We start from the raw sequence: 20,537 nt of genomic DNA, 5'->3' as shown, positions 1-20,537 counted from the left end.
CTAATCGGTACGCAGCGCCGTGAGCACGTCGAGCCTCGCGGCGCGCCGGGCGGGCCAGGCCGCCGCGAGCACGCCCACGATCGCGGCCAGGACCAGGAAAATCAGCACCCGGTCCCACGGAACGACCACCGTGAGGTCCTTGGTGGAGCGGGCCATGCCCTTGACGCCGCCCACCCCGGCGATCAGCCCGAGCACGACGCCCAGCAGGCCACCGAAGACCGAGATGATCAGGGACTCCAGCCGGATCACCCGTCGCGTGCGCCGCCGGTCGAGCCCGATGGCCCGCATCATGCCGATCTCGCGGGTGCGTTCGAACACCGACATGGCCAGCGTGTTGACCACGCCGAGCACCGCGATGACGATCGCCATCGACAACAACCCGTAGACGATGTCGAGCATGACGTCGAAGAGCTTGTTGAAGTCCTTGCGCACCTCCTTCGCCGTCTGCACATTGACCGCCGGGCTGTTGCCGACCGCTTTGCGCAACGCGTCCCGCATGCCGTCCTTGGACCGCGGCGCGACCTTGGCGAGCACGAAGTCGTCGCCGGCGACGTCCACATGTGGGGTCAGCGTCTGCAGCGACACGGTCAGGGCACCGAGCAGCGGTGCCTCGTCGTAGATTCCACCGATGGCCAATCGGGCGCGCTCGCCGTCCGGGAAGGTGACGGAAACCGAGGTTCCCACCCGCCACTTGCGCTCGTCGGCGGTCTGCTTCGAGACCAACAACCCGCTGGACAACGACTGCGGGCCGCCCTGGGTGAACGTGGTCGCAAGCACCGAGAACGCGCTCGCCGGGTCGACCGCGGTGATCCCGTGTTCCTTGCCGTCGACGGTCGCCCGCGCCTCGCGGACCGGACTGACGGCGGTCACCCCCGGCACCTTGGCGACCGCGGCGGCGATCTCCGGCGCCAGACTCTGCCCGTCCGCCGACGAACTGAGCACGAACTCGGCGGTGATGCCCTTCGAGAGGGTGCGGTCGACCAGGTGCTTGAGCGAGGTACCGAAGATCGTCAGCGAGGTGACCAGCACCATGCCGATCATCAGCGCGGACGCGGTGGCGGCGGTGCGGCGCGGGTTGCGGGCCGCGTTCTGATACGCGAGCCGGCCCTCCACCGGGTGGATCCGCCGCAGCAGCGCGCCGAACACACGCACCGCGGGCGCGGCGAGCAGGGGCGTGAGCACGATGACGCCGATCAGGACGATGCCCGCGCCGCCCATCACGGTGAACACCTTGGCGTTGCCGGTCGCCGAGCCCTTGATGCCGGCGAGCAGGACGGCGCCGCCGAGTACGAGGGTCAGCGCGCCCGCGATGTTGCGCCGGCGCAGGCTCGACGTACTGGGCGGCAGGTTTGTGCGCAACGCCGCGACGGGCGGGATCTTGGCGGCCCGACGCACCGGCAGCCACGCGGCGACCAGCGTGACGCCGATGCCGACGAGCAGGCTCCACAGCGCGGTCGTGCCGGCGACGACGGTCGGACCGGGCGTGAGGTTGGCCCCGACACCGTTGAGGACGTCGCGCAGGCCGATCGCGAGCCCGATGCCGATCACGAACCCGCCGAGTCCGGCGACCACGCCCACCGCGAGGGCCTCGAACATCACCGAGCGGGTCACCTGCCTGCGGGTGGCACCGATGGCGCGCAACAGCGCGAGTTCGCGGGTGCGTTGCGCAACGAGCATCGCGAAGGTGTTGGCGATGATGAAGCTGCCGACGAACAGTGCGATGCCGGCGAACACCAGGAGCAGCGTGCGCAGCGACGCGATCTCCTTGTTCACCCTGTTCCGGTCGTCCTGACGCAGCTTGTCACCGGTCAGTGCCTCGGCACCGCCGGGAAGCAACGGGGCCGCCGCCGCGCGCAGTTGCTCCTGAGAGGTGCCCGGTCGTGCGTTCAGGCGCAGTTCGCCGTAGACGCCGGGTTCCAGGTAGAGCTCCTGCGCGGTGGCGGTGTCCAGGAGGGTGAGCGTGCCGCCGGCCTCGACCGCGGCGCTGTCGGTGGTGAAGACGCCGACCACGGTCTGATCCAGCACGGGTCCGCGCGCTACGATCCGGATCCGGTCGCCGACCTTGTACCCGGCGGCCTCGGCGGTCCGCTCGTCGAGCGCCGCCTCGCCCGCCTTGACGGGCAGGCGTCCGGTGATCAGCGGGTATCTGGGGTCCTTGCCGTCCGGACCGGGCACCGCGTTGGCGCCGATCGCGCTCGTCTTCTTGCGGACGAGCGCGCCGGCGCGGTCGACCACGGCGGTGAAGCCGGTGACGTGACCGGTGACCGAGGCGGTGCCGGGCAGCGCACGGAGCCTGGCCGCGAGCGACTCGTCCAGGGGCGGGATCTGGAGGTGGTCGACGGCGTGCTTGGTGCCGCGGACGTCGACCGATATGCCGCGGTGTTCGCGCAGCGCGGCGTCCGTCATGGCCTGCTTGAGCGTGTCGCCGAAGACCAGGACGGCCGACACGAACGCGACGCCGAAGACGACGGCGAGCGCGGTGAGGGCGAGGCGCACCTTGTAGGCGACAAGGTTGCGCAGGGAAGTGCGAAGCACGGTCGCGTCCTTCAGAGGGGGAGGGCGGAGACGGCGGGCACGGCTTCGTCCGGTTTCCGGTTGAACCGGCGCATGCGCTCCAGCACCCGGTCGGAGGTGGGCTGGGCCATGTCGTCGACGATGCGGCCGTCGGCCAGGAACAGCACCCGGTCGGCGTACGACGCGGCGACCGCGTCGTGGGTGACCATCACGATGGTCCGACCGGATTCGGTGACCGACGCGCGCAGGAAGTTCAGCACCTCGGTGCCCGAGTGCGAGTCGAGGTTGCCGGTGGGCTCGTCCGCGAAGATGATCTCGGGTCGTCCGGCCAGGGCGCGGGCGCACGCGACGCGTTGTTGTTGACCGCCGGACAGTTGCGCGGGCCGGTGGTCGAGGCGGTGGCCCAGTCCCACGGTCTCCACGACCTTGTCGAGCCACGCGGGGTCGGCCCGCCGTCCGGCGATGTCCAGCGGCAGGGTGATGTTCTCCAGTGCGGTCAGCGTCGGGAGCAGGTTGAACGCCTGGAAGATGAAACCGAGCCTGTCGCGCCGCAGGTGGGTGAGGCCGGTGTCGTCGAGCGAGGCCAGTTCGACGGCGCCCAGCCGGACCGAGCCCGAGGAGATCCTGTCCAGGCCCGCCATGCAGTGCATGAGCGTCGACTTGCCGGAGCCGGAGGGGCCCATGATCGCGGTGAACTCGCCGGCGTGAAAGCCCACGGACACGTCGTCGAGGGCCCTGACCTCGGTCTCTCCCTCGCCGTAGACCTTCATCAGGTTCGTGGCCACGGCGGCGTATGGCGCACGGCCGGCGGACGGTGGACGTGGTCCGGCGGCGGTGCGGCTGTGGCGGGGTGTGCTCATGGGCTTCTCCATCGGTACAGCCCGCGCCTCGTTCGAGGCGCGGGCAGGCCCGCCCCGAGGGGCGAACAGAATAATAGATCGACGAGTCGGTCTAATTTAACGAGACGGTCGGACGCCGACGTCAACCATGCGGGGTAGGAGCGCATCAGCCCCAGGGTGGACGGGACACCGTCGCGTCGTACGTCGCGTCGTACACCGCAAGGTGCGCCGGATCACGCGGCCAGGACCCGCGCGTGCAGCTTCTCGACCGCCTGCCGCGCCGACACCATCGAACCGTGCTGCCAGCCCAACATGTTGCTCAGCCAGTCACCGGCGAAGAAGACCCTCCCGCTCGGATCGGTGAGCGGACGAAAGCGCGGGGTGTTGACGGCGCCGTTGTTCTGCGTATCGGCCGCCTGCCAGCCGCCCTCGACGAACGGCTCCAGCCCCCACATGACGGAGAGCGAACTCGCCAGCTCCGTACGCGCCTTCGGACCGTGCACGCGCACGTTGCGGTGCACCGCCTCGGCCGACCTCCGGGCCGGCGGCAGTCCCTGCACCGTGGTCTCCGCCCGCTCGAAGTAGGCGACCATCACCCCGCGTTCGCGATGGTGGTCGTACGACGGGTACCACAGCGACCCGTCCGCACCGTAGGAGGTGAGGCCGCCGTAGATCGCGAAGTCGTCCTCCCACCACCGACTGCGGTACTCCAGCCCGATCTTGCCGGGGAACTCCGCCATGAAGCCGCCCAGCAGGGCGGTCACCTCGGCCGGCAGCCCGGCGATGCGCGCGGCCACCAGCGGCGGCGTGGTCACGATGCAGTAGTCGACATCGAGCACGCCGCTCGCCACCCCGCGATACGTCAGCCGGGTCCCACGCGGGCCGTCGGTGATCGCGGTGACCTCGACCCCGCATCGAATGCGCCCACGACCGATCCGCTCCGCCAGGGCCTCGACGATGCGGTCCATGCCGCCGACCGGTTGGAGCAGGGTCGACGCCATGTCGAAGTTCGCGTCGAGGTACCAGTGCCGCAACAACTGTTCCGAGAACACGCGGTCGAGCGAACCCCGCCGGGGCAACGGCGTGCCGGGCGAGCCCGCGCCGCCGGGGTTCACCGCGAACCCGCGCCGCCGCGGGTCCTCGCGGTACGCGAGGTCGTCGCCGAGATCGCCCATCGCCTTCAGGAACCCCAACAGGCGTTCCTTGTCAGCCGCGGTCAACTGCCGGTTCAGGCCCCCCTGGTCGGTCACCTTGGCCAGCAACTCGGCGACCACGCCGTACGCGTCCGCCTGCGCGGTCTGAAAACGCGGCCGGCCCGGCCCGTTCGGGTCGAACACGAAGGTGTTCGTGTTCGATATCGAGAACACCTCCAGGGGAACCCCCAATTCACGGCAGTAGTCGGTGCTGACCGACCACTGCGGGAGCATCGCGGGTCCGGCGTTGAAGTACTGACCCGGCGCGAAACGTGCGTGCTGGGTCACGCCCTTGAGGTCGGTCAGGGTGTCGCCGCCACGCACCGTGAGACTGCGCCCGCCGATCCGCGGGCGCGCGTCGAGCACGGTCACGTCGTAGCCGGCCTTGTCCAACTCGTACGCGGCGGTCAGACCGGCCACACCGGCGCCGACCACCGCGACGCGCCCCGCGCCGCGTCCGGTGAGCCCGAAGTCGGACGCGCGCGGCGCGCGAAACGGCGGCGTCGCGGCGCTCGCCGAACTCGGGACGAGGCCGAGCGCGCCCATCGCGCTCAGCGCCGCTCCGGCACCACCCACGGCACCCACCCGTTGTAGGAATCCTCGGCGGCTGGTCGCCCAACCGGGTCGTGAAGAGTCGGTCATGTGCGTGTCCCCTCTTGAAGACGTGGGATATCGGACGGTTCGGCGATTGATTGATCGACCCGTCGGTCTATTATTAACGCAGTCCCAGGGTCGGCGCGCGGAGCACGACTCGGATCCCGCACATCAGGTCGGGTCGTCGCGTCGCCGTCGGGTCGTTGTGCCGCGGCGGGTGGCATGTCGCAGAACCGTCGCGCGGCGGGCGGTCACCCGCCCGCCGCGCGTCGATCACAGCCCGGGGAGGGGCGCGTTCCCGAGCGTGGGCAACTCGACGACCAAGTCGCGCGCGGGCGCCTTGATCTCGACGGGGCGGTCGTACTCCGACCAGGTCACCCTGATCGAGTCCGCGTCCGAATCTCGTACAGCGCCTTGTTGCCCAGTCGCGACAGATCCGCGGAGGCCGAGTCGGCCAGGTCCGCAGCCGCGGAACACCCCGTCATCAACGCCATCCCCACCGCTGCTGCCACCACCCGCACAGCCGAACCCACGCGCGCCATCGACGTCCCCGATCCGTTCCCGCCCCGACCCCACCGACCGTGACCCGCATACATGATCCCGGGCGGTACCCGACACGTTCACCCGGGGCCATCGAGGAGGTTGGTGGGCCGCATGCCCGGAGGCCGCAAACCCCGTGCGTGAGGGGCAAGTTCAGTTGGCGAGCGCGACGGAGGCACGGCACCGTGGGCGCGGTTCGAGGTCGGATGCGCGGGCCGACCGTCGGGATGGGCCTCACCGGGCGCGGTTCAGCGGCACAGGGCCGCTTCCACCACGTTGTCCACCCGCTTCCTGGATGCCGCGTCGTTCAGCTGGATGGTGACCGCGACGTTGCCGGCACGGCCGTCGTCCGTGGCGCCGCCGCGGGTCTCGTAACCCGGGAAGCTGCCGCCGTGGCCCCAGTAGAGCCGGTCGCCGCCGCCGCACGGCAGGGGCTTGCTTACGATCCCCAGCCCGTAGCGGGCGCCCGCACCGAAGGTGGCATCGGCGGGAAGGGTGGCGGAGCGCATTTCGGTGAGTTGGGCCTGCGGGAGGAGGTGACCGGACAGGAGCTTGGTGAAGAACCTGTTGACGTCGGAGTTGGTGGAGATCAACTGACCTGCCGCCCAGCCCCAGGAGGGGTCGGTTCCGGTGACGTCGCGCAGCGGCGCGCCCGGCGCATCCTGGTAGTAGCCCTTGGGGTGGGGCCCTCGGATGGTCACGTCACCGGGGGCGGGGAAGTAGGTGTGACGCAATCCGATGCGCTTGAAGATGCGCTGGTCCATCTCCTTGGCGAGGGGTCGACCGGTGACCTTCTCGACGAGAAGGCCGGCCAGCACGTAATTCGTGTTGCTGTACGCCCACTTCTCCCCGGGATCGAAGTCGGCCGGGTGCCGGAGCGCGATGTCGACGAGCTCGCGGGGCTCGAAGTACCGGACCTCGTCGCCGAGATGGTTGCTGTAGTTGGGCAGCCCGCTGGTCTGCTGCAGGAGGTGACGGACCTTGATCTTTCGACCATCGATGCCCTCGCCGTGAACGAGGCCGGGCAGGTAGGTATCGATCGAGGTGTCGAGGCCGATCTTCCCCTCGGCGACCAGTTGCAGCACGAGCACCGCGGTGAACGTCTTGGTGTTGCTGCCGATCCGAACCTGACCGTCCCTGGGCACCTTCGAGCCGGTGGCCAGATCGCCCACCCCCGCGGTGTAGGTACGGTCGTGGCCGTCGCGACCCTGGACGCTCGCCAGCGCGCCGGGCGGCCCTTCCGGCTGGATCAGCGCGTTCAGACCCCGCTGGACGTTGTCGGGCCTACCGGCGGCGGACGCCGAGGGCGGCGCCAGGATGCCCATCGTCACGACGCCCGCGGCCACTGCGGCCGCGGCCGAAACCGCCTTGCGCCGACCACCACGCCGCGTGGGAGAACGGAATCCCTGCCATGCCTGCTTACGCACGAGCCAACTCCTGTGGAATCGCTGAAAACCAACCGTGTGTGCAGGACCCAGCATGTCCGGACGCGGCCACTCCGAACGATCCCGTTACCCGCCGGGTTCCGGGTAGGGCTAACCCCCGACGCGCTCAGCCGATGGGAACGAGCGGATGCACCGGATGGCCCATGGTGATTCGCACACGGCGGGCCGCGAGCTCCGGTAGCGCGGCCACGTTGCCGAAATCGTGTCCCGTTCACACCCCGGCATCGCGGTGAAGTGCCGTCGAGACCGCGCCTGTTGCCGGCCGTCGAGCGCGGGCCGGCCGGGTGTGCGGCCGGAAACGAATCGGGGGAGGCCCGTGCCGGTCCCGGATGCCGGTGCCGCGGCGCCGCGTTCGGCCGGCTTCCGGGGGCGGCGAATCGGTCGGGACGGCAGTGCTCGTCACGAAGAATTCACGCCGCGTGGGGTCCCGGTGACGCACACGACTCGGGCACGCTGGGCGCGCCGATCCGTGCCCGTCCCGGGCCGGACGTCACCACGACCCTCGGGAGGACCCCGCCATGACCACTGCGACCGTGCTGCGCCGCGCCGCAACCCCCCTGTGTATAGCCGGTCTTGCCCTGGCCGCGACGGCGACCGCGATCACCCCCGCGCAGGCCGCGCTGCCCACACCGATATCGGCGGCAACCGCCCGCTCCTACCTGTCCGGCATGTCCGCGACCGCCGAGACACACGGTGACAGCTACGACCGCGACCTGTTCCCGACCTGGATCACCATCTCCGGGACCTGCGACACGCGCGAATGGATCCTCAAGCGCGACGGTAACGGCGTGACCACGAACAGCGCCTGCACCGCCACCTCCGGAACCTGGACCAGCGCCTACGACAACGCCGTCACCACGAACCCGTCGACGTTCGACATCGATCACGTCGTACCGCTGTCCGAGGCCTGGGCGTCCGGCGCCTGGGCCTGGACCACGACCCGGCGCCGCGCCTTCGGCAACGACGTGAACGCCCCTCAACTCATCGCCGTCTCGGCCTCGTCGAACCGCTCCAAGGGCGACAAGGACCCCGCCGAATGGCTCCCCCAGGCCTCCTACCGCTGCACCTACGCCCGAGCCTGGGTCCAGGTCAAGCACGACTACGCACTGACCGTCGACGCCACCGAGAAGAGCGCCCTCACCACGCTCCTCAACGCCTGCTGACCCCTGCCGCACGCCGACCGCACGTGTGCCGTCGGAAGTCGCGCACGGCACACACGGTCGCCGTGCCGGCGGACGCCGCCACCGCCGCGCCCACCGCGAGAACCGCTGCCACGGTCATACCGCAGGCCGCAGGAAGCCGACGACCTCCGACCGTTCGGCCTCGATGCCCGCTTCGACCACGGCAGACAGCGGCTCGAACGCGCTCACCTCGACGGTGCGTCCGCCGGCGAGGCGGGTCCAGGTGGCAACGGCCAGCCCGTCGACCGTGATCGTGGGCCGGATGAGCCCGCCGCCCGGGCGAACCCGGTGCTCGTAGGCGGCGGGAACGGCCGATTCGCGGGTGCGATAGCCGACGAGGTAGCCGTCGTAGGCGGGCAACATCCGCACGTCCGGCGCCTCGGACGACCTGGCGGCCGAGTCCGCCGCAGGATCGACGGACCCGGTCGGTACGCCGTCGTCGGTGATCGCGCCCGACCACGCCAGTGCCTTCCATGCCTTGCGGGCCCAGGTGATGGGCAGGCCCGACCAGGTCGCGAAGTCCTCCGTGTCGACGGGTCCGTGCGACTTCAGGTAGCGGAGCGCGAGTTCGGCGAGGTCCGACTCCGACTCCCCTCCGGAGTCGTCGGGTTGCGCCGGTACCCAGTCGTCGAGAAGGGCGTAGGTCGCCTCACCCGCGTGTTCGGGACCGTGGCACACGATGCCGGTGAGGGCCGCGTGGCGGATCAGGTGGAACGACGCCTGTCCTTCCGGCGGGACGCCGAGGGTGCCCAGGCGGTCGGTCAGCTCCTGGCGCGTGAGCGGCCCATGTGTGGTGAGGGCGTCCCGGATGAGGCGGTCGGCGCGCTCGCGCAGGCCCTCGTCCAGGCCGAGTTCCCGGTAACGGCGACCGGTCCCGTCGAGAAGGCGGGGCGCGAGCAGCCGCAGGAGCCGGCGAACGTCCTCGGCCGCGACGGTGTGCAGGGTCCCGCGCATGAGCCAGGTGCGCACGACACTGCGCTCGTTCTCGTACGCCGCGCGGACGTCGCGCGCTCCGATGCCCCTGCCTCGTACGCGGATGCCCAGGTCGGCGGCGGTGGCGTCCTGGGCCTGGATGGCCAGGACCCGCCGCACGACCGCCTCGACGGAGTCCTCCCGGACCCCCTCCGCCAAGGCCTGCGCACGGGCTCGCGTCCTGCGGATCCGCTCCGGTCGAGCATCGACAATGCCTCGCGTCTTCATCTGTGGGAATGGGACCGACCGCCCGGGTCGGACCATATCGTGCGGATGACGGAACGTCGTTGGCAGCGCGTCTGGTTGGCATCGGCTCCGGTGAGCGATCGGGAGCCGACCCGATTCCCGATCGCGGCCCGGTCAGAAATTCAAGCGCTGGAGATGCACGGCCGGAACGACCTTGGAGGCAAGCCCCGCCCGGGCGATCGTCGCACGAAGTTCGGCGACCGCCTTGGGATTCACGGTCCCGGGGAGGGCCGGGTCGTCGTAGCCCGTGATCATGTCGTCGTGATGGCTGGGGATGACGTAGCGCGGCCCGCCGAGCGCGGTGAGCAGCCTCGGCAGGTATTCGTGGACCGTGCTGTAATCCGTCATCGACACCATCACCACGTCCGGCCGCATCCCCGCGATCTCCCGCTCCACGAAGTTGGTGCCGCCGAACAGCATCACCTTCAGCCGGCCCGGCACGGTGACCTGGTACGCGAGCGTGCCGCCCTCGACCAGGTCGGCCGTGGTCGTCGGCGGCGGAGGCGGCGCGGTGCGCGAGCCGGGCGCGAAGAAGCCGTGGCCGGCGGACTGGCTGTGCAGGCTGCGGATCACCTCGACGGTGTAGGCGCCGCCGCCGAAGCTCAGGTACTCACCACCCGAGGCGACGATCACCGGGCGCTCGACGCCCATGGCCCGCAGCAGATGGGCGTGCGTCTCCGTGCCGATCGTGTCGATCGTGCGCGCCGCCCACTCCTTGCGGGTCAACAAATAGGGCACGTCCGCCATGTGATCCCAGTGACCGTGGCTCACCATGACCAGTTCGGGCGGTCCCGCCAGTCGACCGGAGGCCAACAGCCCTTCGATCACGCGCGGGTCGGTGCGCAACGCGCCGCCCTGGAGGCGATAGTCGAAGCGGCTCAGGTACGGGTCGAAGTACAACACGCGCCCGTCGAAGGTGATTTCCCAGCCGGCCACGCCGAGCCACCGCAGACCCACCCCCACGGGTCCGCGAGCCGCTTCCACCGCGACCTCGGGCTCCGCCGCCGCGACCGGTGCGCCGCCGGCAACCGCGAGCCCCGCCGCGGCAAGCCCCGCACCACCCATCACCGCCGTTCGCAACAGTCCTCGACGACTCGCGCCCGCCTGCCCACCGGCGGTCGTGCAGTTCTCACACATCTCGTGCTCCCCGTTCCGTTGCGATTACGGGGGCAGCACATCAAGGGCCGTCGCCACGTGTCCAAGACCGGATCCGACCGGAAGCCATAGGCAATCAACTATGGCCGCTGGTGGCGGACTTGCCCACCTCACAGGCCCCGCCCGGCAATCCGCCCCGGACGTCCGTGCGCCCGACCCCATCGGCGACCGAACCGGAGGCGGGCTCCGAGCCGCATCCGCCCCCATCACCCTGCATCCGTCGCCGCCCCGCTTCCGGGTCACCGGCGCCCCCTCCCGGCTCACGGATGCCGCGACCGCACCATCGGCTTCCGGCTCCGATCCGGGAGGTGCCGGCTCCGATCCAAGGGGTGCCGGCTCCGACCCAGCAGGTGCCGGCTCCGATCTCGCGCCTTCCAGGTGGAGCCCGGGCCCGGGGCCGGCCAACCGCCGACACCGATCCGCGCTCCCGGCACTCCCGGGCGGGTCGGCGGCAGCCGACCGGGCCGCGGGACGGAGAACGGAGCACCGGGAGGCAGTCGTGACCCTTGTCGTCAACCCCTACGAGATCTTGTCCGCCTGGCGTGCGGCGGGACGCCCCGCCACGTTGGGAAGTCACGTCCGAGGACAACTCGACCGGCTGTGTCGGGTGACCGGGGTGGCCGATCCCGAAAGACGATACGCGGACTCGCTGACCGACCTGCTCGGCACCTCGGCCGACCGACCCCTCGGCGCGCCGCCCGCCTGGCCGTCCTTCGTCTCCGACGATCACACGCCCGCCGAGTTCTCGGTGACGGTCCCGCGCGGCGGCCCACCGAGTGTGCGGGTGCTGACCGAGCCCGGCTGCGGTGCGGCGACACTCGCCGGCAACAGCAGGTCGGGGTGGGCGGCGCTGCGCCGGCTGGCCGGTCGTTGGGAATTCTCCCTGGAGCCGCTGCGTCGGGTCGAGACCCTCTTCTTCCCGGCCGCGCCGCAGGGTGCCTTCGCGCTGTGGTGCGCGATGGAGTTGCGGGCGCACGAAGGCCCGGGGTTCAAGGCGTACGTAAATCCCGGGGCGCACGGGCCCGGACCCGCGGCGGAGGTGGTCGACGAGGCCATGGCCCGGTTCGGGTACGCGCGGGCCTGGGCGGCGGTACGCGCGCACGTCGCGGCACGCCGCCCCGACGACGATCGGTTCGCGTTCGTCGGGGTGGATCTGGGGTCGTGGGCGGCGCCACGCGTGAAGGTCTACGTCGCCCATCACCGCTTCGACCTCGACGGTGTCCGCCGCGTCGCCGGACTGTACGGGGGCGGATGTCCGGAGCAGGTGGTGCGGTTCTCCCGCGTCGCCGGCGCCACGAACCGCTTCGACGGTCGTCCCCTGCTGTCGTGCCTGTCCTTCAACGGTGGCCCCGACACATGCGGCCCCACCGGTTACACGCTGCACCTGCCGGTACGCGACTACGTCGGGGACGACGCGTGCGCCCGCGACCGCGCGGCGTCGGTACTGCGCGACCAAGGTCTGCCCACGGCCCTGCTCGATCGGGCGCTGGGCGCGGTGTCCAGGCGCCGCCCGGCCGACGGGGTGGGCCTGATCTCGTACCTCTCCCTCGTGCAGGCCGCAGGCCACCCACCGAGGGTGACGGCCTACCTCTCCTCCGAGGCCTACCGAGTCGGGGCACCGCGCACGCAGCGGCCCCGCCCGGAGAAGTCGTAGCGGAGCACCCTCCCGAATCCGCGCCGAAGGAACGTCGCCACCCATGGAATGCCGTCACCGAAGGATCGCCGCACCGGGAGGAACGCTGTCACCGAGAGAAGAAGCGCCCTCCCCGGGCAATGTCGTCGACCCGACACACCGCGATCCCTCCCGGACCGACGCCACCGCCCAACCATCCTTTCGAGCGAATCCAAGCGCCGCGTGCGGCACACCGACGCGCCGCCTTCCTAGAGTCGACATCCTGTCGACAGTCCGGAGTCGACGGCGGCCGACCGGTCCGACGCGGCATGCGGCGGTTCATCGCCGCCTCATGGTCCCGCCCGAGAGCGAAAGGACGTCGTGCCTTCCGCACCCATCGGCAGGGCCGACTGTCTGGACGTGTTGCGGTCGCACGTGGAGCGGGCCCGCACGGGGCACGGCGGGCTGGTACTGGTCGGCGGGGAGGCCGGGATCGGCAAGACCACCCTGGTGCGCCACATCGCGTACGAGGCGCCGGGCCTGGGGATGCTGGTGCTGCGCGGGACCTGCTGGGACTCCGGCGCCACGCCCGACTACTGGCCCTGGACCCAGGCCCTGCGCAGCCTGCGGAGCGAGGTCGCCGCCGACGAGTGGGACCGGATGACGGCGGTGGCCGGCGGAGCGCTTCCGGTCCTGCCACCCGAGCACATCGCGAACGGCAGTCCGGACGGGCGTCCGGACACGGAACCGGACAGGGATCCGGACGGGCGGCCCAACGGCTTCGCGATCGGCGACGCCGTGACGACGATGCTGACCACCGTCTCCCGCACGCGACCGGTCCTGGTCGTCCTCGAGGATCTGCACTGGGCCGACGCGGCGTCGCTGGACCTGGTGGAGTTCGTGGCACGGCACACCTGGTTCGAGCGGTTGCTGGTGGTGGGCACCTGCCGTGAGTTCGAGGCCCGGCAGGCCGGGCGGCGGCTGCCGGCGGCGGGCGCGGAGACGGCGATCGTTCGGCCGGCCGGTCTGACCCGCGTGGAGGTGGCGGAGCTGATCACCCGTACGGTGGGCACCTCGCCGCCGGACGCGGTCGTCGACGAGGTCCACCGGCGCACAGGCGGCAATCCGTTCTTCGTGGAGGAGACGGCTCGGCTGTGGTCCGCCGGGCAACCGGTCACCGCGATGTCCGCCGGTGTGCGGGCCGCGGTCCGGCGACGACTCGAACTCCTGGACGAGTCCGTCGTGGAACTCCTCCGCGTCGCAGCCGTGTTGGGTCGGCGCTTCGAGACCGACCTGCTCGCGCGGGTGGCGGGTGTCGGCGCGGTCACGGTGGGGCGGTTGTTGACGGACGCGGTGGACGCACACCTGGTGGAGCCGTCCGCGAGCGCGGAGTTCGCCTTCCGGCACGATCTCGTACGCGAGACCCTCTACGTCTCGGCAGCCGAGGACCACCGCCGTCGCCTGCATGCCGCCGTCGTACGCGAGTTGCCCGTCGCGGCGTCCGTCACCGACCCGGCGCGGCCGAACGAGGCGGCGCACCACGCCTATCTCGCCGGAGCCGAACTCGACCGCGGCACGGTGGTCGACCTCCTGGTGGCCGCCGCCCGGCACGCGGCGAACCGGCTGGCCAACGAGGAGGCGGTGCGCCACTATCGGCGCGCGTTGGAGCGGCTGGGCTCCGACACAGGGCGCCGGCGAGTGACGCTGACCCTGGACCTGGCTCTCGCGTTGCAACTCACCGGCGACTACCGACGCTCGTGGCTCGTGTTCGAGGACGCGGCCGTGTCGGCCCGCGACGAGGACCCCGTGCTGCTGGGCATGGTCGCGCTCACCCTGCTCGGCATGGACGGCCGCGGCGACGTGTCCGGCCTCAAGTCCCGCCTCACCCACGAGGCACACACCGCCCTGACCACCGCCCGCCCGAACGCACGACCCGCCCGTCCCGACCACCCCGCACCCCCGCCCGCCGACCCGACACCATCCGCTCCCCCACCTCCCGCTGCCGCGCCACCCGCTCCCTTGGAACCCCCGTGCCTACCGCCACCCGAGGACGACCCCACCCCCCGCGCGGCGGAGGTGGCCCGCCATGTCATCGCCGCCGCCCGTCGTACGGGTGACGACGACGCCCTCCAGACCGGGTTGTGGGCCGCCGTGCAGGCCTCGTGTGAGCCGCACGCCGTAGCCGAACGTGCTTCGCTGACTGCGGAGTTGAGCCAGGTGTCCCGACGCCGAGGCGACCGCTGGATGGAACACATCGCGATGTCCCTGCGCTGGGTGGCGCTGCTGGAACTGGCCGATCCGCGCTACCTGGACCAATTGCAGTCCCTGGTGGCGGTGGCCCGGGCCGGCGGCTCGCCCCGGATGCGGTTGACCGCGCTGATCGACCGGAGCGTGGTGTACGCCTGCCAGGGCCGCTTCGAGGAGGCCGAGACCCTGCTCACCGAACTCGCCACGCTCGACGGGCCGCACCCCAGCTACCGGCACTTCGGCGGTCACCACCGTTGGGCGTTGACGCTGTTGCGCGGCCGATTCGCGGAATTGCCGTCGGTGCACGATGCGTTGCGGGAGGACGACCATCCGTTCGCGGACCTGTTGGCGAACATCGCCGCGCTGGAGTCGGGCGAGCGTCCGCGGTTTCCGTGTCCCGTGCCGGTGGGCGACGGCGAGGCCACGGTGGCGCATCGCAGCGTCGTTCCGCTGTGGCTGCGCCACCAGGCGCAGGCCGCCGCCGCGGAAGGTGATCCCGCGCGTTGCGAACAGGCCCGCGCCGCGCTGGGTCCGTACCGGGGGCAGTGGTTGGTATCCCTCTACGGATGGGACATCGGCGGTCCCGCGTCGCTGTGGACGGGCATCGTGGACGCCGCCCAGGAGCGCTGGGACGACGCGGTGGAGGCGTTCGACGACGCGCGCCGCTCCGCCGACCGCCTGCACGCGCGTCCCTGGTCGGTGCGCGCCCGGATCGAACTGGCCGAGGCCCTGCTGGCCCGGCACCTCGGCGACGATCGCGCCCGGGCCGATGTGCTCCTGGCGGACGCCGGAGCGGAGGCGCACGAACTCGGCATGGCGCACCTGGTCGACCGCGCCCGTCGGCCGAGTCTCCCGCCGCCGGCCGCTCACTCGGAACCGGTGGAGCGTACCGCCGAGTTCCGTCGCGAGGGGGCCGTGTGGCGGCTGGATTTCGCCGGCCGGGTGGTGCACGTGCCGGATGCCAAGGGCCTGCGGGACGTGCGTCACCTGCTCGAACGGCCCGGTACGCCCGTCCCGGCGGCGCGACTGCTCGACCCGGACGGCGAGGCGGCGGTGTCGGCCGCGGGAGCCATGGGCGCGGACGCGCTCCTCGACGACGAGGCGCGCAGGCGCTACCGCCGGCATCTGGATCGGCTCGACGAGGAGATCGCCCGGGCCGAGCGGTGCGGCGACGACGTACGGGCGGCGGAGTACGACCGGGAGCGGGCCGCGCTGTTGGCGGAGTTGCGCCGCGCGGCCGGCCTCGCCGGGCGCGTACGCCGTCTGGGCGACCAGGGCGAGCGCGCCCGCAAGACGATCACCGCGCGCATCCGCGACACGCTGCGGCGCCTGGACGAGCGACATCCCGAGCTGGCGGCGCATCTGCGCGCGAGTGTGTCGACCGGGTCGACGTGCTGCTACACGCCGGATCCGCGGGTGCGTTGGCGATTGTGACCGACGCCGGAGCGCCGGGTGTGTCGGCCGTTGCGATCGACAACGCACGGGGCCGGCTCGCCCCGGGGTCGGAGCCCCGCCACGAAGCCGATTCATCACCGCCCGGATGGGAGGACCGGCAGAGCCCGGGTCCAGGAGAGGAAGAACCTTGCGAGCACAACGAGCCCTTGCGGTGGCGGCACTGGCCGCCGCGGTGTTGTCCGCGACGACCGCGGCGACGACCACGACGACGACAACCGCCGCGTCGACCGGATCCGCGACCGGACTCGGCCACCTCCGCGACACCGCATCGCCCACACCCGCCGGTAGCGCAGTGACGCGCACGGACGCGGGTCTGGTGCGCGGCGTCCGTACCGCCGCCCACCGGACCTTCCGCGGCATCCCGTACGCCGCCGCCCCGACCGGCGACCTTCGCTGGGCCGCGCCGCGGCCGGTCCCGCCGTGGCCGGGGGTTCGGGACGCGACCGCGCCCGGCCCGCTGTGCGCGCAGGTACCCGCCGCGCACGCGCAGTTGGCCGCCGTCGAGGAGGATTGCCTGGTCGTGAACGTCACCGCCCCCGCGCGGACCCGCGCGCCCGGACGGACCGCGCCGGTGCTGGTGTGGATCCACGGGGACGGCACGGTCGGCGCGGGCGAGTTCTTCGACGGCCGCCGACTCGCCGACCGAGGGGTGGTCGTGGTCACCGTCAATTACCGGCTGGGTGTCTTCGGCGGCTTCGCCCATCCGGGTCTGCCGGGTTCGGGCACCTTCGCGCTCCAGGACCAGCAGGCCGCGCTGCGCTGGGTACGGCGCAACGCGACCGCGTTCGGCGGTGACCCCGACCGGGTGACGGTGGCGGGTTCGTCGTTCGGTGCGACGGCGATCACCGCGCACCTGACCTCGCCGTCCGCCCGGGGGCTGTTCCAGCGTGCGGCCCTGTCCAGCGGCGAGGGCATGATGGACATGCCCGCCGGCGCCATGGGCCCGGGTGTACCGGCGTACCCGTGGTACGGCTGGCGCACCACGCGCGAGATGCAGGACACCGGGACCGAGACGGCCTCGTCGCTGGGGTGTTCGGCACCCGATCCCGAAGCCGCGCTGCGGTGCCTGCGAGCACTGCCGGTGGAGCGCCTGTTGCGCGTTCCGTACATCATGAACGCCTTCCAAGCTTTCGCCTTCGGCAACGAGGTGTTGCCCGAGTTGCCGGAACAGGCGCTGCGGGAGGGCCGATTCCACCGCGTTCCGGTATTGTCCGGGGCCACTCGGGACGAGCATCGCCTGTTCGTCGGCGCCGCGCACGACGCGGTGCAACGGCCTTTCACCGACGAGCAGTTCGGCCGGGCGGTGGAGACGGCGTTCCCGGGCATGCGGGAGTGTGTGCTCGCCGAGTACCCGGTCCGCGACCATTCCTCGCCGGCGCTGGCCTGGTCCGCGGTGGTGACCGACCGCATGTGGGCCAGGGGGACCTACGCGCAGCACATCGCCTTGAGCCGCTTCGTGCCGACGTACGCCTACGAGTTCGCCGATCGGGACGCGCCGATGTACCTGCCGTTTCCCGCGTCCTTCGACTTCGGCGCCTACCACGCCTCGGATACGCCGTACCTCTTCGAGGATCCGCAGGCCCAGCCCCGATTCACGCCCGCCCAGGTGCGGTTGTCGAACATGATGAGCGACTACTGGGCGGCGTTCGCGACCGGCGGCAGTCCGAACGGACCCGGCCTGCCGTACTGGCCGCGGTTCGACGACGCGCACCATCCGTCCACTCCGCCGCGCACCCAGTCGCTGGCTCCGGACCGGATCGCGCCCGTCGACTACGCGAGCATCCACAACCTCGTTTTCTGGAACGCGAACGGCACCGGCTGCGCGGGGCGACCGTCGCCCCGGTGACCGGGATCCGATGGCCCGGGCAGCCAAGGGAGGTGCCCCGCACGGCCGTTGCGGCCGGTCGGGGCACCTCCGCGGGGAGTGGGTGTTCAGCACTCGTACGCGTAGTAGGCGGCTGCGTCCGCCGCGAAAGTGACCCGGCGCGACTCCTTCGCGGGGATCGCGACGCAGTCCGGGTCGTAGCCGTCGACCTCGACCGAGGCGTTGATCCCGTGCGAGCAGTCGTTGCTGATGTTCGCCCAGCCGGGGCCGTGGTCGCCCAGTTGCGCGCACCCGGGTCCCTCCACCGCGAGGCCGGGGCCGGCGGCGGCGATCGGGGCGGTGAGCAGCGTGGCCGGGATCGCGAGGAACGCGGCGGCGGAGACGGAGACGAGGGTGGTACGCAGGCGAGTCATGGTGATTCCTTGTCGTTGTCGCCGGAGGTCTTGGCCTCGGCGGGGTCGTTCACGATGGGGTTTCGTTTCTCGCGTGGCCGGCGCCGTGGCGCCCGCCGGCGGTCCCGGCCACGGCGCCTTGTCGCATCGTGTTCGTGGCCGGATGTGCGCCCCGGGATCACAGTGCCCGGGCCGGGACCGCTCGCGCGCCGCGGTGGCGTGAACGCGCCACTGGTACAGGCTTCAACGACTCGCCGGCCGCCGCCGACATCCGGCGCCCGGCGTCGACCACCCGAACGGGCCTCGGTGGGGACGGGGCCACGGAAACGAGTCGACACGTGACGCATATGAATGCGTACTCTTGGTAATGACGGGCCTGTCGTACTCACACGAGGAGGAAGCGCGTGTCGGTGGTGGCCTCCGGTCGGGTGCCCACGCGCTCGGTGCTGCGCGAGACCTTGAGTGAAACGCTCGAGGAGTCCGCCTTTCACGCCGATCGCGGCATCAGGCCACCCGCGCAGTGCGTACGGCCGGAAAACGTCGGTACGGCCGCCGCTCGGCTCGCCGCCGCCACCCGGCACGAACTGCTCACCTTCGACGACCCGTCCGGCTGTATCGGTCAGGGCGTCCCCGAGCGCATGCTCGTCCACGCCGCGGCGTGCATCGGTCGGATCGTGGATCGTGGGCCCGAGGTCCGCCAGATCACCTCGCGACGCGGCCTCGCCCAGGACGCGGACGTGGGCACCATCCGCTGGCGGCACGGAGCACAGGCTCGCGTGATCGACCGAATCCCCTTCCGGATGGGCGTCATGGACCGCTCGGTCGCGCTCGTCCCGATCGATCTCGACGTCCTGTACAACGGCATGCTCCTGGTCCGCGATCCCGTCGTCGTACGCGCCCTGGTCCGGGCCCACCAGTGCTCGTGGCGGTCCGGCGAGGATCCGAACGCCACCTCGTCCGACGAGGAACTGCCGGCCCACCTGGTCCCGGTCCTCGACTGCCTGCTCGCCGGCCTGACCGACGACGCGGCCGCCGCCCGGATCGGCCTGTCCGCGCGGACGTACTGCCGCCGGGTCGGCGACCTCCTCACCCTCCTGGGCACGACCAGTCGCTTCCAGGCCGGCGCCCGAGCGGCCCGCAAGGGCTGGGCCTGAGGACACTCGCCCGTCGGCGCGCCGGCGCGCCGACGATGCTCACCGGAGGAAGCCTGCCTCGGACGCAATGGACCGGTCGACCGCTTGGGAAGTGGACCTGGGCACCAGACCACAGGGCCGACAGGGTCGACGTATGAACACAGTCGAGACCGCGTTCCCGGGGACCGAAGCATGGCGGTGACCCTGCTCTGGATGGCAGCCCTCGTGCTGATCGCGTGGGCGGGCGCCACCGGTCGCGGCGTACGGGACACCCGCGACCCGGACTACACCTTGCGCCCACCCGCCCCGAGGCGTTACCGAGGCTCGGACGACGCCGTGATCGCGATCCGCCGCACACCCGTCGAGCACACGTCGACGGCCGTCCCGGACTGAGCGAGCCCGACCGGAGCGAAGCCGGGTCCCGGGCCGCGCGCCCGAGGAGGCGACGCGGGCGATGATTCCGGTCCTGGACCCCCGCGGGGTACGGCAGTTGCTGCCGTACGGCCGCCTGACACCGCGCCTGCGCGACCAGGTGTACGCCGTGCGCGGCAGCGCCGCGCAGGCCGCACACGCGTCGCGCTGGGACCTGCCGGCGGCGTGGACCGTGGCCTGCACCTGTTCGCGGACTTCACCGGCACCGTCCCGGAACTGCCCGCGACAGCCGAGGCGGTGGCCCGGTAAAGCCATATTTGCCCTGAATGTGACGCAGGTCACATTCCCCGTGTCATACCGAAAGCCGTCACCGACCGTGTACGGGATGTCCACACATTGCGCTTCGAAGGGACATCGTCATGCGTCTCCGCAACTTCGTACTCGGTCTCGCCACCGGTGGCGCCATCCTCACCGGCACCGTGCTGGGCGCGGCTCCCGCCCAGGCCGCCCCCGCGACGGTCGCCTGCGACCATCCGTGTCACCCGCCGGCCAGCCCCGGCTACACCTACATCACCGACTACTACTGGGCCAGTGCGTGCAACGACACGGGCAACCAGGGGATCAACGCCCATCGCTGGTCGACCTATCAGTGCACCGGTGGCGGCCAGTTCGAGAACTACGAGTTGTGGGTGAAGTAGCCCTCGAAACCCCGGCACTCCCGGCACCCCGGCACGCACTCCGTACGCATCGAGGCCCCCACGGTCTCCTCGGGCCGTGCCGCCGCCACTCGGGCGTCGTCCCCGCCGACACATTCGGCGGGGA

At 71.6% G+C, this 20,537-nt stretch carries 14 protein-coding genes; 7 read left to right on the top strand and 7 right to left on the bottom strand.

The genetic code is table 11. The features are described 5' to 3' along the window. The 4 genes from ACIRL2_RS33590 to ACIRL2_RS33575 all read right to left on the bottom strand — a co-directional run bounded on the left by ACIRL2_RS33590 (nt 1) and on the right by ACIRL2_RS33575 (nt 7,107). Nucleotides 1–2,535, bottom strand: coding sequence for an ABC transporter permease (locus ACIRL2_RS33590; protein WP_402237183.1), 2,535 nt, complete (start codon nt 2,533–2,535; stop codon nt 1–3). 11 nt (nt 2,536–2,546) lie between these two features. After that, nucleotides 2,547–3,374: an ABC transporter ATP-binding protein gene (locus tag ACIRL2_RS33585; RefSeq protein WP_402237180.1), complete on the bottom strand. Its 828-nt coding sequence runs from the start codon at nt 3,372–3,374 to the stop codon at nt 2,547–2,549. A 212-nt stretch (nt 3,375–3,586) separates the two neighbouring features. Continuing rightward, the gene (locus ACIRL2_RS33580) at nt 3,587–5,188 is read right to left on the bottom strand and encodes a flavin monoamine oxidase family protein (RefSeq protein ID WP_402237177.1); all 1,602 of its coding nucleotides are present in this window, start codon (nt 5,186–5,188) and stop codon (nt 3,587–3,589) included. A 740-nt stretch (nt 5,189–5,928) separates the two neighbouring features. Further along, nucleotides 5,929–7,107 (bottom strand): serine hydrolase domain-containing protein, encoded by a 1,179-nt coding sequence (locus tag ACIRL2_RS33575; RefSeq protein ID WP_402237174.1) that lies wholly within the window; start codon nt 7,105–7,107, stop codon nt 5,929–5,931. A 536-nt stretch (nt 7,108–7,643) separates the two neighbouring features. On the opposite strand from ACIRL2_RS33575, the gene ACIRL2_RS33570 reads away from it, so the two are divergent. Beyond that, nucleotides 7,644–8,288: an HNH endonuclease family protein gene (locus ACIRL2_RS33570; protein WP_395865039.1), complete on the top strand. Its 645-nt coding sequence runs from the start codon at nt 7,644–7,646 to the stop codon at nt 8,286–8,288. A gap of 114 nt (nt 8,289–8,402) precedes the next feature. Here ACIRL2_RS33570 and ACIRL2_RS33565 read toward each other — a convergent pair whose 3' ends face one another. Next, nucleotides 8,403–9,506, bottom strand: coding sequence for a winged helix DNA-binding domain-containing protein (locus tag ACIRL2_RS33565; protein WP_402237172.1), 1,104 nt, complete (start codon nt 9,504–9,506; stop codon nt 8,403–8,405). A gap of 132 nt (nt 9,507–9,638) precedes the next feature. Then, nucleotides 9,639–10,661 carry an MBL fold metallo-hydrolase gene (locus ACIRL2_RS33560; protein ID WP_402237169.1) on the bottom strand — a complete coding sequence of 341 codons (1,023 nt, stop codon included), beginning with the start codon at nt 10,659–10,661 and terminating at the stop codon, nt 9,639–9,641. A 517-nt stretch (nt 10,662–11,178) separates the two neighbouring features. Between ACIRL2_RS33560 and ACIRL2_RS33555 the strand changes: the two genes are divergently transcribed. The 3 genes from ACIRL2_RS33555 (at nt 11,179) to ACIRL2_RS33545 (ending at nt 17,839) form a co-directional block, all read left to right on the top strand. Then, on the top strand, nt 11,179–12,333 hold the full coding sequence (locus ACIRL2_RS33555; RefSeq protein WP_402237167.1) for a tryptophan dimethylallyltransferase family protein: 1,155 nt from the start codon (nt 11,179–11,181) through the stop codon (nt 12,331–12,333). A gap of 339 nt (nt 12,334–12,672) precedes the next feature. Continuing rightward, nucleotides 12,673–15,972, top strand: a complete 3,300-nt coding sequence (locus tag ACIRL2_RS33550; protein WP_402237164.1) for an ATP-binding protein — start codon at nt 12,673–12,675, stop codon at nt 15,970–15,972. Nucleotides 15,973–16,120: 148 nt separating this feature from the next. Further along, on the top strand, nt 16,121–17,839 hold the full coding sequence (locus ACIRL2_RS33545) for a carboxylesterase/lipase family protein (RefSeq protein ID WP_402237162.1): 1,719 nt from the start codon (nt 16,121–16,123) through the stop codon (nt 17,837–17,839). A gap of 86 nt (nt 17,840–17,925) precedes the next feature. On the opposite strand, the gene ACIRL2_RS33540 is transcribed toward ACIRL2_RS33545, so the two are convergent. Beyond that, nucleotides 17,926–18,231 (bottom strand): hypothetical protein, encoded by a 306-nt coding sequence (locus ACIRL2_RS33540; RefSeq protein ID WP_395865051.1) that lies wholly within the window; start codon nt 18,229–18,231, stop codon nt 17,926–17,928. Between the two features lie 383 nt (nt 18,232–18,614). Between ACIRL2_RS33540 and ACIRL2_RS33535 the strand changes: the two genes are divergently transcribed. The 3 genes from ACIRL2_RS33535 (at nt 18,615) to ACIRL2_RS33525 (ending at nt 20,413) form a co-directional block, all read left to right on the top strand. After that, nucleotides 18,615–19,364 carry a DNA-binding response regulator gene (locus ACIRL2_RS33535; protein ID WP_395865053.1) on the top strand — a complete coding sequence of 250 codons (750 nt, stop codon included), beginning with the start codon at nt 18,615–18,617 and terminating at the stop codon, nt 19,362–19,364. Nucleotides 19,365–19,535: 171 nt separating this feature from the next. After that, entirely contained in the window at nt 19,536–19,736 is a 201-nt protein-coding gene (locus ACIRL2_RS33530) for a hypothetical protein (RefSeq protein ID WP_402237157.1), read from the top strand. 398 nt (nt 19,737–20,134) lie between these two features. Further along, nucleotides 20,135–20,413, top strand: a complete 279-nt coding sequence (locus ACIRL2_RS33525) for a hypothetical protein (protein WP_078981015.1) — start codon at nt 20,135–20,137, stop codon at nt 20,411–20,413. Nucleotides 20,414–20,537: the final 124 nt, after the last annotated feature.

Origin of the sequence: Embleya sp. NPDC127516, assembly GCF_044765325.1 — a bacterium.
Taxonomy (GTDB): domain Bacteria; phylum Actinomycetota; class Actinomycetes; order Streptomycetales; family Streptomycetaceae; genus Embleya.
Note: the sequence above shows the minus strand (reverse complement) of the source record. Positions and strands in the feature narration are given on the sequence as shown.